The sequence below is a fragment of the Paenibacillus tritici genome, assembly GCF_013204885.1.
Taxonomy (GTDB): Bacteria; Bacillota; Bacilli; order Paenibacillales; family Paenibacillaceae; genus Paenibacillus_AQ; species Paenibacillus_AQ tritici.
Window position 1 is genome coordinate 198,045 of sequence record NZ_JABMKX010000008.1, and the last position, 14,934, is coordinate 212,978.

The window sequence follows — 14,934 nt, forward strand, 5'->3', positions numbered from 1 at the left end:
CAATGAATACCAGCTATTGATGGGTATTATCCAGGATTCTCCGGTAAATGGAAAGGCCCGAACATCAGCTTAGCTGAAGGAGGACTCCGATGAAGACATGGTTTGATTCATTGTCGAAGACTCTCTTCCTGTACCATTTCAGCATCCGCAGCCGCCTGATCCTCTATTTCCTCTTCCTCGTCCTTCTACCGACCACAATTATATCGGTCACGATCTATAACAAATCTGCGGATATCATCACCCGAAATATGAATACATCCATTGAGAATAACTTCAATCTGGTGCAGGATAATCTGGCCCGGCGGTTCGAAGCGGCTAATAAATCCATGATTGCGCTGTACCTGAATTCGGAATTCGCAGACCTCATCTCCTCCAACCGGCCCACAGACAGCACCGGAATTATTAACGAGCTGGCTGCCCTGAGCAAAATCCTTGAGAATTTCCCTTCGAACGGTACATCCGGCAGCAGCTTCGTTCCTATGCTCTATATGCTGAACCGGCCGGAATATACCCAATATAATTTCTCAAGGCGTGTATTCAATATCGACCTTATCACCCTGAAGCCCTGGTATTTAAGCATTCCGGCCAAATCTGATTTCGCAGTCGTGGGCCTTAGCTCGCTGGATTCCAGGTTCACCCTCAAATTTGCGAGGCGACTGTTCGGTATCCGCCATGCACAGCTGCCCTATGTCGGACTGTTAACCATTGATATTCCCGTTGCCGAATTCGGCACGCTGCTGGAGCATTACAAACCAACGCCCGGCAGCAAGGTCTATATCGTAGACAGAACCGGAACGATTGCCATTAGCGCCGAACCGGCGCTCATCGGCCAGAACATCGTCTCACAAGATTACTACAGCAAGCTGAACACGACTCCAGGCAGCTCAGGCAATCCCTCCACTCTTCATTCCTTCCACCATCCCATGGGCAGCGAGGATATGCTCGTCTCGTTCAAAACCCTGGAGAACACCGGCTGGACGATTCTATCCTTCTCGCCTGTCCGTGAGCTTAACGGGGAGCTGATCTCCTTCCGCCGGGTCATGTATATCGTTATAAGTATTTGTATGCTGGTCTCATTCCTTATGGCCCTCTTGCTGTCAGAGAATATCTCGGCGCCCATCCGCAAGTTCATCCAGTCGATGTCACATGCCGAGAACGGGAATTTCAATATTCCCATCCGCTACCGGCGCAAGGATGAATTCTCCTATTTGTTCAACCGCTATAACAAGCTGCTACAGCAGATTAAGGCGCTGATTGATAAGCTCTACGTCACCGAACTCCGCAAAAAAGAAGCCGAGCTTCAAATGCTCCAGGCCCAGATCAATCCGCATTTTCTATACAACACGCTGGACTCCATTAACTGGATTGCCATCAACCACGAGATTCCCGAGATCAGCAGCATGGTAACCTCGCTGTCGGATTTCTTCAGATACAGCTTAAGCAAGGGACGCAACATTATTCCGCTCCGCGATGAGCTGCGGCAAGTGGAGAGCTATCTGCAAATCCAGCAGTTCCGGTTCCAGGACCGGCTTAAATATGAATTGGAAGAGACAGACCAGGCGCTGATAGAGGAATGTTTAGTGGTTAAGCTGAGTCTACAGCCGCTCGTGGAGAACGCCCTGATTCACGGGATACAGCAGCGGCGGGGTACGGGCACCATCCGCATCCGGGTTGAGAGGGCGCAGGACGTCCTTAGTATCTCCGTGTTTGATGACGGAATAGGCGCTGACCCCGCGCGGCTGAACCTGCTGCTGACAGATCCCCACCAGCCGGGCAACCAGTCTTACGGTATCCGCAATGTGCATATGAGAATCCGGCAGTTTTTCGGAGAGTCCTACGGAATCCGTTATTACACCAATACCGAGGATGGCTGCGGTCTGCTGGCGGTCATCCGGTTTCCGGTGGTTACTACATGGGATGAGGTGAGTGAAGATGTTAACGATGATCGTAGCGGATGATGAGCCGTTTATCCGCAGCAGCCTGATCCGCGTGTTCGATTGGCAGGAGGAATTCGGCATTGAGATTATCGGCGAAGCCTCGGACGGTCTGGAAGCTTATGAGTTATGTCTGAAGCTTACGCCGGATATTCTGTTCACCGATATTATGATGCCGCTGATGGGTGGGCTCGAGGTGGCAGAGAAGCTGCGGGAAGCAGGCTGCCCTACCCGAATCATTATTATCAGCGGCGCCCAGGACTTCTCCTATGCCAGAGATGCGCTGAAGGTGAGCGCCGAGGGATATATTCTGAAGCCTGTCAAGCTGCCCGAGATCCGCAGTGTTTTCCGCCAGACCGTTGCCAGGCTAACAGAGGAACGTGCGCAGCAGATGGATGTGAGGCAGCTGAAGCAGCAGCTCCATGACAATATGCCGCTGCTCCGGGAGAAATTCCTGCAGAATCTGATTGCCGGCCTGTACCGCAAGGAGGAGGACATCTGGCAGAAAATCGACTATTTCGCCCTGCCGTTCAAGCGGGGGATGACACTGACCGTCTGTGTACTCCAGCTTGATGAATACCGGAGCGCGGTTGACAAATACTCGGAGGAGTATAAGCAGCTGCTCTATTTCTCCATCCAGAATGTCATCACCGAGTGCCTGACCGGCCACCCCTGCTCCATCAGCTTCGTGGCCAGCGAGAATGAGTTCATTCTGGTGCTCTGCACGCCGCAGACGCCTTCGGCCCATTCCATCTCAGCAACCTGCGAACAGATTATCGGCAACCTCCAGAAGTATCTTCGGCTGGATGCCTCGGTCGGCATCGGCAGGGCTTGTCTGCTTGCAGGCCAGCTGGAGGATTCCTACAAGGATGCTCTGACTGCGCTGGTGTACAAATTCTATACCGGCCATGCCTCCGTCCTCTACATTAAGGATATCCAGCCGGACACGGAGACGCTGCAGAGCACTTTTTTCTATAAATTCCAGGCCCGGCTGATGAATGAATTGAAGGCAGGACATACGGACACCGTCATCGTGCTGATGGAGCAGTTGTTCACCAAGCTGGCCGGCCCCAAGCTGAAGATTGAATATGTACAGAGTATCTGTGCAGAGATGATTTTCACCTCCGCCAGAGCCTTATATGAGATAGATGAGGATATCCGGCAGGTCCTGAGTGACCGCATCACCATCATGGATAAGCTGTATCAGCAGAAGAACATCACTGACCTCAAGGCGTATATGCTGTCCCTGCTGCATGACTTAAGCGCGTATGTAGCAGGCAAAAACACCTCCAAAAACAGCCGGATCATCAGCAGAATCCGTTCCATTGTCCAGGAGGGCTACGCCTCTGAGCTTTCGGTTTCAAGGATCGCCGAGGAGGTCTACCTGACACCAAACTATATCAGCCTGCTTTTTAAGAAGGAGACCGGCGGGACCATCACCGACTACATCACGCAGATCCGCATAGGCAAGGCGAAGGAGCTGCTGCTGAATACGGATCTGAAGGTAATGGAGATCTCGGAGCGGGTCGGCTATGAGAATCCCCATTACTTCAGCACTGTGTTCAAAAAAAACGTCGGCCTGCACCCGCTTAAATTCCGTTCGGCCAAAGGCTAAGCCTCCCCGGCGTTAGCGGATAATATAGGATTTCACGCCTATTCTGGAATAGATGGCTTCTCCTGCTTCATCCTTGCCGGATACCGGAGGACCGAAGCGTGCGTTGCCCAGTGAAGCGATATAGGCGAAGTCCGGGTGAAGCCCCTCATCCGCCAGGTACGCCGAGGTCCGGCTGCCCGGCACCCGTTGCCTATTCAGCGAAGTAATCATCTCGGAGGCGCTCTTAATCCCCAGTCCATGCCCATAGTAACGGTCAGCCGATAACATAATCGCATTCTCCCCCTGCCATTCCGGTTTATTCGGATCATGGTCGGGATTCTTGAAATAGACAACATCGCCCGGCTGCAGCTCGGCCAGGTTGAACGTGGTAATCATCTTCAGATTGCTGTCATAGCTCCAGTCCCACAGGAACAGACCAGTGAAATAACGGTTGAAGGCAGCCTCCCCGATCATACTGATGGTCGCTCTATATAGAATCATCACCATCGCCATAGCGCATTCAAAGGCATACAGCTGTCCATTCACAAAAATATCATTGATCGCTGCCGAAGGTGTTACATTAGCGTTCAGCTCGAAGCCCCCATTGGCTGTACGGGTCCAAAATCTCGGATTGCAGCGGGAGTTCTTGAACGTTGAGAAATCCGTCCCCCCTGCATTCATCGCCCGGGCCGCCGCAATAATCTCCCCCCGCATCCTCATCTCAAATGCCGGATTTGCCGGAGGCGTGTATCCATACCCCATTCTGCTTCCCCCTTTCATCTTCTTGTCATGAAATATAGGTTATTGTACGTATCGGGCCGCAATTGGTGCGGAGGAGTTTGCTTACTGTGCCAAAAGAACCGGCTTTTGCCGGTGCTCTCCTTCCTGTGCCGCTGCCCGGTCCTCAGCACCATAGATTTAGTTTCATTGACTGCAATATTAACAATGTTAAAATATAGGAACATACGTTCTTTATTTTGGAAAATGGTTGTAAAAAATACATTTCATTTCTCTTTATAGGGTAGGAGTACTCTCTTTTTAAAAAGGACGGGGGGCTTATATTGACAGATGATGACTTGAATCGTCGTTTTATCACGTATATGGCCAATCTCATATACTACAACTCTATCAATTATGACAAAAAAAGACGAATGAAGGACAGCCGGTTTCCTCTGACTTTAGACAACGATGAAAACCTGGAGTCCATCTTACTTACCACTTATGATGCTGAATCTGTACCACCAATTTTAAGAGATCACATTACGGATCACTCCCTTTATCAAGCTTATGAATCCTTATCAGTGCAGCAACAAAAAATTCTATCTTTTGCTTATGTACAAGCACTAAATGACAAGGAAATAGCCGGAATATTGGGAGTGTCCCAACAAAACGTTTCGAAACACCGCTTAAAAGCCCTAACTAAATTGCGCAGCTTAATAACGGAAGGGGGATGAATGATGACGGAGGGTGATATCGCTACTTTCATTGCTAATTTAGGCTTCCCGATTGCAATTACTTTGTATCTGCTTATTCGTTTTGAAAAGAAAATATCTGATTTAAGCGAGGCTATTAATGCTTTAAAAAATGAAATACAAAAAAACGTAAAGCGGTGATTTTATGTTGGCCGAACTTTTAGTACAAGCACAGCAACACCATGATCAGGGGGCAACATTACATATCCTAGAATCTTTTACACCAAAGATCAAAGCCTCCTTGCGACAAGTCCCCGCCGATCACCGGGAAGATTTGAAACAGGAACTCTATGTCAAAATGATTGAGGTTATACAGACCTTTAATATTAGTGATTTGAAATAAAATTTGGAGATTGGTTGTAAATAAAGAGAATCATTTCTCTTTATATAATGTGAAGGCAATACGGCATTGCAGAAAACTCGGGAATGGTGCTCTGGCTTTGATTCCTCCCTATTGTTCTTCTACTAAAAATAATTTCAGGAGTGATAATTATGGCAAATCTAGGCACTGGTGGAGCAAACCTTATCAAATCGCATGAGGGATTTTCCTTGAAATTTTATGGAGATCCTGTTGGGTATCCAACAGTTGGATGGGGACATCTGATAACAAAGACTAAAACATATACTAAAAATACAACAGGTAATCCAAATGATTCTCTTCTAACCCAAGCACAAGCTAATGCTCTATCTAGCTCTTTGAATCTAGGTTACACTTCACCAATTTCTCAGACTCAAGCAAATAATTTTTTTACAAATGATACTGCAAAGGCTGTAGCAGCAGTAAATAAATTAGCACCTCCTAACGGTCATACATTTTCACAATCTCAGTTTGATGCACTTGTTTCGCTCACTTTTAACGGAGGTTCTGGGGTGCTAGCAACCGCTGATGTACAAGCTATGCTTAAATATGAGCAGATATATCCATCTTTTATTGGCCCACGTACTACAAATGAACTTGATACTTGTTCAAGATTGGTCAGCAAGGCATTTTCATATGATCGAAATTTACAAAGACGAAGAAATGAAGAAGCAACTTTATTCTGTAAGGGCAGTGGATATACTCACAAATATCCAGTATATACAGTGTAGTTTATTCGTTTTACAGCATAAACAAGAAAGGTCAGCCTAAGAGGCTGACCTTTCTTGGCTTATTACGTAACCATAATTCATTTAATTTGTAATTTTTTTAAGCTCAAAAATAGTTGCCTCTGATAACAAGATAAGCCTATCGTTATTAACAACAAAAAAAGTTACACTTACAGGTATTCTAAGTTTTGTAGAAGGGTCACTTATATCCATTACTTTTAATACATCATTTATCTTTAAATCTGGGATATCTATTTTATATGATCTATAAAAAGCGTCAGAGTTATAACATGTCTCTGTAATTTGATATAATGGATTTTTTAATTCATATTGATACTTACTATAGTTTTTAAGTCCTTTTGATGAAAAAAAGTCTTTTTTGATGATAATTTCATCTCCAATAAATTTTTGCCCTGTTGGATATTCAGAAGCATCATTATATGAATTTGCAAATCCTAAAAGCTTCTCAACCTTCCAGGTTCCAAAGAAATATTTTTCAGTTTCACTATCCAAATTTATACGTTCTACAGTACAATATTCATCAGTATTTTGTTCCGGCTGTGTTGCTGCTTGTTTACTGGGAGACTGACCCGGCACTTGCGTAACCGTTGCGGGCGTACCTGATCCACCACATCCTGAAAGTAAAACGACACTCAACAACATCACTATACCAAGCTCTTTTTTTAACACAATAATCTCCCTTCGGCTACCTAGCAGAAATTATATCAGAGCAAATGAATCCATGAATGACATATAATTAACATTATTTAATATTTAAGTTAAATTTTTTTATCCAATCCATTCCATAGGAAGTACACTACACTACACCTAAATGTATCCCTCTCACATACCCTTACGTTATTATCCTTCCCCTCATAGCTACTCCTTTCCTATTTTTTACTTATTATACCATATATATTCTTCCCTCATTAAGGTTCATCTATTTTTCTTTTTACAAACCCAAAGAGGGGGAAGCTTCGCTCCCCCCCCCCTCCAAATATATAAAATCCAACCATGAAGATCAGGTTATTATTGCAAAGTCAGGTTAGGATTCAAAGTAATCTCAAACGCACGGCCCCAAATATAATCGGGATCATTGTATGGAAGTACCACGCTGGCGTATTCGGAGAAAGACCAGCCGTCTCCACTAATCTGCCGGATACTGCACGCCGGTTCATCACTGCCGATCAGGAAGGCACATGCTCCGGCCAGGGTGGCTGTGTGTATCTGCATCCGTTCTCTCAGCATGGCCTGCAAATGAGCATAGTCTTCCGGACTATTGAACAACAACATATTCTGATCGGCAATTGCCGCAACGTTCTCATATAAGGAATGGGCTCTTGCGTATTCCCGAATCTCGGCAATCGCCAGCCTTTTGTAATAGTAATCCTTCAAGAAGCGTTTAAATAAAAGCGATCCGTGAGCATTGACAGCGAGGCTAAGCGCCGCCGCATCGTTCTCCGTAGTCACAAATGCATAACGCGCCTGACTCATGCCCAGCGCGATGCCGATTTTATTACCCGGTGTATTCCAGCCGCTGTATCCCAATAGACTGCCCGTATGCCTGCTGCCCAGCAAGGCCTCAGTGACCATAGCGTCCGCTGCACCGGCGCCGACAAAATCAATTACTACAGTCGGAGTTCCATTGGCGCGGTTAGCTTCAATACGGTCAACCGCAGCCGGTGCCTGATCCTTGGCGGTAACCGCAACAATTTCTACCGCAGGTGAACTGCTCACAAATTCCGCACCGACAATCTCCACATGATGCACAATGTTCTGATGCACATCCATATATTCATAGGGACTTGTAAGGGTGGAGCCATGGGGTCCGAAGTATTGCACAGCATACCCGGTCTTGGCCCCGTTTCGATAGAACTGATCCGCCATACGTGCCATTAACGCCTGCCCCAGTCCGTCTGCATCCGGAAGAATGATTGCCCGGTCCGGATTCTGTCCGTTTATACCGCCAAGCCATCCGTTGATGCACTCTTCCACGTAATGAATCTCGTTAATTTGCACCCCTTGAGTATTGGCATCATCCACACCTACTGCAAGAAAATCAATAGCCCCCTCCTGCGCCAGATACTCCAGAATGTAACGGTTTGTCTTGAACTTATGCTGTCTGGTGTTGTAATACTGTTCCTTGTCGAACGTAGCAGTGCTGCCGTAGGAACCATCCGGAGACAGGTTATACCCGCTGAGGATATCGGCAAACTGCGAGAAGACTCTTCGTGGCTGAAGCATGAAATTCCGTGATTCGGTATAGGCAGCCAGATCCAGCCCTTCTGCAAAAGAGGTTGTCGCCAGTCTCATAATCGTATCCAGCACATACACCGGCTTGTCCGGATAAGCTTGCTTCACCAGACAGATTACATCCAGCAAGTCCGTTACCGTAGAATCATAGGCCGGGTAAGCTCCCCCTGCATCACCCCGGAGACGGCGGCTTCCGATCAATCCCCCGTAGGCAAGCATATCCGCCGAGAGAATGAATCCGTCTGCAGATGCTGCATGATCAAGAATAAATTGCCGGATCTTGGCACTGTCGCCGTATGCCGGACAAGATGTCGTTAACAAGGTGGTTCCCGATGATGTCTTGTGCGAATCCAGGCGGTTTCTAAGATCGGCTGCATCCGGGGTGATGACATGAATTCCTGCCGATTTCCCTTGAGTAATCACATCGTCCAGATTGACGGGTCTATCATCCAATGGTACGTATAGCACATTCTTCATTTGTATCCAGCTCCCTCTGGTTAGCAGATAGGCTCAGATGCCTTCACTTATAAGGTAATTTAGACAGATAGAATACAACCTAACAATAAAAAATATTTTTATAGCCTCTTGTGGCCTCAAACGATTAAACTATGATACAATAAATAAGAACACAGGTTCCTGTTGTTCATGAAATAAACCATTATTTCCATCCATATACATATCACTATTTCTATCTCCAGAAAGGGGAAATCTGAATTGAACGGGTCACAGACTCTCTATGAACGTTATAGGAATGAAATCTATCGAATAGGCTGGAAAATAGAGTACCGGGCCAGAAAGGTTAGCCGGACGGAGTGTTCACTTTTTGACAATATACAGGCTGAAGCGAATTTTATTCAGGACTCCGAGAACAAAATAATGCTTGAGCAGCTCACGGACAGTCTGCCTGCTTTTGAGAAATCCATCTTGTATAAGCTCTATCTGGAGGGGTACAGCGAGGCCGAGGTCGCGAAGCAATTCAATATCAGCCAACAGGCGGTGAATAAATGGAAAAAGAAAATCATCAACCAGCTATCTCAGACTACGAAATCACACGACTGATCCACTCAGCCCGGAACAAAGAAGCCGCAGCGATGCTGCAGCTCCTTGAACTATTCTCAACCGATATACAGAAGTCGAGCCAATGTGCCCGTCTACCAACTGAAGAGGCACGCTCAGAAATTATTGTGAATTTTCTTGAATTAGTCTCTTTGGAATAAAATCAGCCGCGGATACCGGGAGCCGCCTCCTGGAACCAGAGATTCACCTGTGCCGTCTCCTCCGTCAGCAGGTCAAGGTAGATGGAGGTCCGGTAATCAATCTCCTTGAGGCTCTTGCCTGTGATCTCGGCGATCCGATTCAGGCGGTACATCAAGGTATTGGTATGAATATGCAGAAAGGCGGCGGATTCCTTCAGATTCCCGTTCAGCGACAGATACACGGCGAGAGTCTTGAGGAAATCGCTCTTATGCTCGCGGTCATGCTCCTTCAGGGGAGAGAGCAGCGGGCTGCGGCGTGTCCGGCTCCGCTTCTGCTCCAGAATGGCCGGAAGGTAGGCCCAGAACCCGATTTCTTCATAAAGCAGCAGCTCACGAGCGTGATATGGCAGCAGGTGCTTAATCTCCAGAATCTGCAACGCTTCACGGTACGCGTCAGCCGCTGAAGTATATTCGCGGTATCCCGGGCTGCAGCCTGCCGTAAGCCTACAGTCTTCACTGCGGCCCAAATCCCGGAGCAGCTTGTGCAGAAACGAGGACAGCCGCTCTGCCTGGTCTACCGGAGATAGGAATGAGAATAGAATGATCAGCCGGTTCTGCTCGGCGGTCTGGAAGAGCAGCCGCTGCCCGGCATAGGCATCCATCATCCGGCGGAAGCTCAGCAGGAAATGCTCATCCACCGGCTTGCCGCTCTCCAGCACCGCAATATAGTAGCTCTCCGGCAGCAGAATGTCCCCGGCCTCCGCTTCCTGGCGGATACGCAGCTCACTCTCATAATGGGAGGTCAGCAGCTTCCAGAAGAAATCCTCGAACGTCTTCTCCTGCTTCGTCTTCCAGCCGCGCTGCTTCAGCAGATACCGCCCCGCGATCCCGGCAGCCTTCTCCACAACCCGCTCCGCCTGTCCCTCGGCCAGATTCCCCCGGTCTACCACCCAGATATAACCGAGTATCTCCTGCTGGTGCTTGATACACATGGCAAGTCTGGGGCCAAGGCCGACCTCCATCACTGCGGGGATACGGATAGGGTGGCTGGTATTCTCCAGATCGTGCATGACTCCCTTTTTGCGGAGACCAATAATCACCGTATTCGGAACTTTTTTGCCGATAATGGTCGAGATCCGTGCCGGATCACTCTCAGCCTGATGGGAGCTGTAGCCGATCACGTGATGGTTGCTGTCCTCAATGGTAACCTGAGACTGAAGCGATTCGCTGAGGGTATCGGCCAGGGATTCCATACTGTCAAAAAAACGGTCAAATGCCGGCTCTGATTCTGTCAATGTTCCCACCTCAACCCGAAGAATAGCAGAATAAGTGATTACATTATATTACAGCGCCCAGCAGTTGCCTATAGGCAGATGCAAGGAAAGTGAAGGAAACCTAACATACTTCTCTACCCCTGCTCTGTCTATTCCGATATCCCTCTACTCACCTGACGCCTCCCGCCAGATTAGATCAGCGTGAACTCCTGCTCTACAGCAGCCTCAACTGTGAAGTATTCTTCCCCAAGAGCTTCTGCCACGGCCTGGCAGGTGATTTTGCCGTTAGCTACATTGACACCGCTCTTCAGGCCCGCATTGTCTTCGATCGCCTGGAATACGCCTTTATTGGCAATTTGCAGTGCATAAGGAACCGTAACGTTCGTTAAGGCAATGGTCGAGGTTTTGGCGACCGCACCCGGCATATTAGCGACCGAATAGTGTAGAACACCGTGCTTCTCGAATACAGGCTGATCATGTGTGGTCACCCGGTCAATCGTCTCAACGATACCGCCCTGGTCAATCGCCACATCTACAATGACGGAGCCCGGCTTCATGGTTTTGACCATTTCTTCAGTCACCAGCTTTGGAGCTTTAGCGCCCGGGATCAGCACCGCGCCTACCAGCAGGTCTGCTTCAGCTACCGCTTTGGCAATGTTATACGGATTCGAGATCAGGGTGCTGATCTGTGAACCGAAAATATCATCCAGCTGGCGCAGCCGGTCTGCGCTCAAGTCGATAATGGTCACCTCGGCGCCAAGGCCGATCGCCATCTTCGCTGCATTAGTCCCCACTACCCCGCCGCCGATAATACTCACCTTGCCGCGGCTTACACCTGGAACACCAGAGAGCAGAATGCCCTGCCCGCCGTAGTTCTTCTGCAGGAACTGTGCACCAAGCTGCACGGCCATACGCCCGGCAACCTCGCTCATCGGGGTGAGCAGCGGCAGGGTCCGTCCATCTACAACCGTCTCATAGCCGATGGCGAATACGCCTTTGTCCTTAAGGGCTGCGGCAAGAGCCGGCTCTGGTGCCAGATGCAGATACGTGAAAAGGATGAGCCCCGGACGGAAGTAACCATATTCGCTTGATAGCGGCTCTTTGACCTTCATCACCATTTCGGCGTCCGCCCACACCGCAGTAGCTTCTGCAACCAGTTCCGCACCGGCTGCGGCATACTCTTCATCCAGGAATCCGCTGCCAACACCCGCTCCGGCCTCGACCAGCACCTTGTGTCCTTCTGCCGCCAGACTTACCACACCCGCAGGGGTAATCGCTACGCGGTTTTCATTGTTTTTGATTTCTTTAGGTACGCCAATAATCATCTTCAATCGCTCCCGTCTGATATAATCCTCTTATGTGAAGAATCATAACATACGAATTCCCGCTGCCTTTTGGGTAAAAAGAAAAACATTATCTGCCATGATTGTGTTTTTACACAAGGGAATGCCCCCTCCTGGGATAGAACGTTTCCCTGCAACCTGCCCGGAGTCCGGGCGGTGAAATGTAAAGTTATGTTCCATATTCTCATGTTTTTTGTTCCTTCTGAGACTTCCGGCAATCTGCTATTCTTGATTTGCAAGCCTATACAGTATACACAGGGAGGTTGTCGCTTTTGAAAAAGAACCGTTTCATCGCCGGAATTACTTCACTCGTTCTTATAATGGGCCTGGCGACAGGCTGCGGTAACAGCAACAATTCATCTTCAGCCAATAATGCGAGCCCTGCCGCAGGCAACGGCACGAAGTCTGCAGGCCCGGTCACCCTCAAAATGTGGGGCGGTGTTCCCCCGGAATCCGGTCCGCAGCAGGTCGTGGATAACTGGAACAAGGATCACCCGGATATTCAGGTGGAGTATGTACGTTATGTTAATGATGATGACGGGAATCTCAAGCTGGACACCGCTATGATTACCGGCCAGGATGTGGATCTATTCGTGAACTACACCATCTCCCATGCTGCCAAACGGGTAGAATCAGGTCTGGCCCTGGATCTCAGCCGGTTCACCGATTACAACATTGAAGAGAAGATGGGCGCGGACACTGCAAGCTGGAAGATTGACGGCAAGTTCTACGGCGTTCCCACTACCAAAAGCCCGTTCTTCATCGCCTTGAACAAGGACGCGCTTGACGCTGCGAACCTGCCGGTTCCGAAGGAATGGACCTGGAATGAACTGCGCGACTATGCGAAGAAGCTGAAGGGCAGCAACTCTTATGGATTCATTCAAAATATGGAGCCGTTCGTGGACCCCATCGACTCCGTGCTGTCCCAGGAGGGCTACACCAAGGCTGATGGCAGCTCCAATCTGGACCATCCTCTCGTCCGGCAATGGCTGGAGACGCTGAACGGGATGATGAAGGAAGATAAGACTACGCCGCCGCTGGGCGAGCAATTGACTTCCAAAATGCCGGTCGAGCAGGTCTTCCTCAGCGGAGAGGTGCCGATGCTCAATATCGGGGCATGGCTGCTGCGCAGCTCGAATAACTTCACCGATTTCCCGCGTGACTTCAAAATCGCCTTCGCTCCTGTACCGAGACTCGCTGAAGCTGCCGGTGATTATGTAACCCGCGGAGGCCTCGGCGATTATATCTCCATTAACGCCAAGTCCAAGAAGCAGGACGCCGCGTGGGAGTTCCTGAAGTGGTATTCCGATGGCGGCATGTCCCCGATGGCAGCAGGCGGAAGACTGCCGGCCTCCAAGGATGCCAACCAGGACGACGCGCTCAAAAGCCTCATTGGCGATAAAAGTGATTCCTATGATCTGGATTCCCTGATGTACGTCATGTTCGACAACAAGACGCCGACCTATGTCCGCAGCCTGCCTCAGGAAGTAATGGACCTGCGCTCCCAGGAGTACGAGAAGTACTTCCTTGACTCCCAGTCACTGGATCAGACGGTCCAGGCCATGGTCACCCGGCATAATGAGTACCTGAAGCAGAAGAAGTAGCGGCTGCGATACAGACAGAAATGGAAATAGAGAAGTAGCGTGCATGATAAGAGAGGCTTGCCATTGAAATCGTGGCAAGCCTCTCTTTCTCGTATATTTTAATTACTGATACTCCCGTTTTTTTATTTGAGGTTGAGAGTAAGTTTTCCTTTATAGGTTTCAAAACTAACTGTCTCTCTCGTCCATTCTGGAGCAGAGTAATTAAAAATATCTTTCTGGGAAAGATATAAGTCGTGTGGTTCTTCTATAAAAACTTCCCTAGTCGTTAACTCAGTTAAGAACAAACCCAATAATTTCGTTTGGTAGACACGATACTCTGTAATGCCTTGGTCTATTAGGTTCGCTCGATGTTCTACTATAACCTCACCATAGTTTCCAGGAACATCTAGATGCTCATAACTGTATGGATTAAACACTGGGGCAAATGACTGCTTAATCAGAAAAAGAAAAGAAAGAATAATTAAAATAACAAACAGAATTAGCTTTCTTCCTTTACTTTTGTAGCCTAGCCAAAAAAATAAAATGATGTGCAGTACGATAGGAACTATAAAGTTACTTTTTTTAAATATAGTAATATCATAATTGAAGGTGGAAGAAAATAACCAAATTATATCTATAAATACTATTATTAAAATATAATTTTTTTGAAATTTCACGATAGAATTGTTCATAATTCACACCCATTCCTTTCGCTGCAGCACCTAGTAAGGCCATTTCTGATTCTAATAACGACATATCCCTGGAGGAACTGGAGCGGCATCACACGACTAAGAAACGTTTGAGCAATTGCAGTCTGCTGGATACTATTCCCTTTATAACATTCCATTTACCAATATACAATATTTTAGTCTATAATGGAGCTGGTATTGCCCGTCCTGCTCGGTTGCTAGGCTTCGATATCTTCTTTCTACTATCTTTGCAAAGGAGTGATAGAATGCTCAAGAACTCTAAACTCTTTGACAGAACAATCCTTATAGGAGGAATAGTAACGGCAGGAATCATTATTTTGGCCGGGATTCTTTTTCTCTTGGCTCTGAAGTACAATATCATTCGTTTGAACTGATGTACTATGCCACTGCATACTCCAGGAAGCCACTTTGCAAGACGGGACGGATCAGCATCCGCCCGTCTTTTCTTTTGTCAAGCCTCCGCCATAGAACAAAACTATGTAATTCCGG

At 48.0% G+C, this 14,934-nt stretch carries 14 protein-coding genes; 8 read left to right on the forward strand and 6 right to left on the reverse strand.

Annotated features, from left to right (window positions below):
• Window positions 1-89 precede the first annotated feature (89 nt).
• The gene (locus tag HQN87_RS16055) at window positions 90-1,958 is read left to right on the forward strand and encodes a sensor histidine kinase (RefSeq protein WP_173135319.1); all 1,869 of its coding nucleotides are present in this window, start codon (window positions 90-92) and stop codon (window positions 1,956-1,958) included.
• Entirely contained in the window at window positions 1,933-3,549 is a 1,617-nt protein-coding gene (locus HQN87_RS16060; protein ID WP_173135322.1) for a response regulator, read from the forward strand. Before HQN87_RS16055 ends, HQN87_RS16060 begins: the two co-directional genes overlap by 26 nt.
• Window positions 3,550-3,561: 12 nt before the next feature.
• On the opposite strand, the gene tgl is transcribed toward HQN87_RS16060, so the two are convergent.
• Window positions 3,562-4,290, reverse strand: a complete 729-nt coding sequence (gene tgl / locus HQN87_RS16065) for a spore coat transglutaminase TGL (protein ID WP_173135326.1) — start codon at window positions 4,288-4,290, stop codon at window positions 3,562-3,564.
• A gap of 299 nt (window positions 4,291-4,589) precedes the next feature.
• Between tgl and HQN87_RS16070 the strand changes: the two genes are divergently transcribed.
• The 4 genes from HQN87_RS16070 to HQN87_RS16085 all read left to right on the forward strand — a co-directional run bounded on the left by HQN87_RS16070 (window position 4,590) and on the right by HQN87_RS16085 (window position 6,089).
• On the forward strand, window positions 4,590-4,982 hold the full coding sequence (locus HQN87_RS16070) for a sigma-70 family RNA polymerase sigma factor (RefSeq protein WP_173135329.1): 393 nt from the start codon (window positions 4,590-4,592) through the stop codon (window positions 4,980-4,982).
• A 3-nt stretch (window positions 4,983-4,985) separates the two neighbouring features.
• Entirely contained in the window at window positions 4,986-5,141 is a 156-nt protein-coding gene (locus HQN87_RS16075; protein WP_173135332.1) for a YvrJ family protein, read from the forward strand.
• A 4-nt stretch (window positions 5,142-5,145) separates the two neighbouring features.
• Window positions 5,146-5,343 (forward strand): helix-turn-helix domain-containing protein, encoded by a 198-nt coding sequence (locus tag HQN87_RS16080; protein WP_173135335.1) that lies wholly within the window; start codon window positions 5,146-5,148, stop codon window positions 5,341-5,343.
• 149 nt (window positions 5,344-5,492) lie between these two features.
• The gene (locus HQN87_RS16085; RefSeq protein WP_173135338.1) at window positions 5,493-6,089 is read left to right on the forward strand and encodes a lysozyme; all 597 of its coding nucleotides are present in this window, start codon (window positions 5,493-5,495) and stop codon (window positions 6,087-6,089) included.
• Between the two features lie 81 nt (window positions 6,090-6,170).
• Here the strand turns inward: HQN87_RS16085 and HQN87_RS16090 are convergent, their stop codons facing one another.
• On the reverse strand, window positions 6,171-6,776 hold the full coding sequence (locus HQN87_RS16090) for a hypothetical protein (RefSeq protein ID WP_367272731.1): 606 nt from the start codon (window positions 6,774-6,776) through the stop codon (window positions 6,171-6,173).
• Between the two features lie 339 nt (window positions 6,777-7,115).
• Window positions 7,116-8,816, reverse strand: coding sequence for a DUF4127 family protein (locus tag HQN87_RS16095; RefSeq protein WP_173135341.1), 1,701 nt, complete (start codon window positions 8,814-8,816; stop codon window positions 7,116-7,118).
• A 237-nt stretch (window positions 8,817-9,053) separates the two neighbouring features.
• On the opposite strand from HQN87_RS16095, the gene HQN87_RS16100 reads away from it, so the two are divergent.
• Complete coding sequence (locus HQN87_RS16100; protein ID WP_173135344.1) at window positions 9,054-9,398, forward strand: sigma-70 family RNA polymerase sigma factor; 345 nt, start codon at window positions 9,054-9,056, stop codon at window positions 9,396-9,398.
• Between the two features lie 160 nt (window positions 9,399-9,558).
• Here HQN87_RS16100 and HQN87_RS16105 read toward each other — a convergent pair whose 3' ends face one another.
• Entirely contained in the window at window positions 9,559-10,830 is a 1,272-nt protein-coding gene (locus HQN87_RS16105) for a PucR family transcriptional regulator (RefSeq protein WP_173135347.1), read from the reverse strand.
• Window positions 10,831-11,000: 170 nt separating this feature from the next.
• Window positions 11,001-12,134 (reverse strand): alanine dehydrogenase, encoded by a 1,134-nt coding sequence (gene ald / locus HQN87_RS16110; RefSeq protein ID WP_173135350.1) that lies wholly within the window; start codon window positions 12,132-12,134, stop codon window positions 11,001-11,003.
• Window positions 12,135-12,424: 290 nt separating this feature from the next.
• Here ald and HQN87_RS16115 point away from each other — a divergent pair, with 290 nt between their 5' ends.
• Entirely contained in the window at window positions 12,425-13,756 is a 1,332-nt protein-coding gene (locus HQN87_RS16115; RefSeq protein ID WP_246553221.1) for an ABC transporter substrate-binding protein, read from the forward strand.
• A gap of 122 nt (window positions 13,757-13,878) precedes the next feature.
• Here HQN87_RS16115 and HQN87_RS16120 read toward each other — a convergent pair whose 3' ends face one another.
• Window positions 13,879-14,412, reverse strand: coding sequence for a hypothetical protein (locus HQN87_RS16120; protein WP_173135353.1), 534 nt, complete (start codon window positions 14,410-14,412; stop codon window positions 13,879-13,881).
• Window positions 14,413-14,934: the final 522 nt, after the last annotated feature.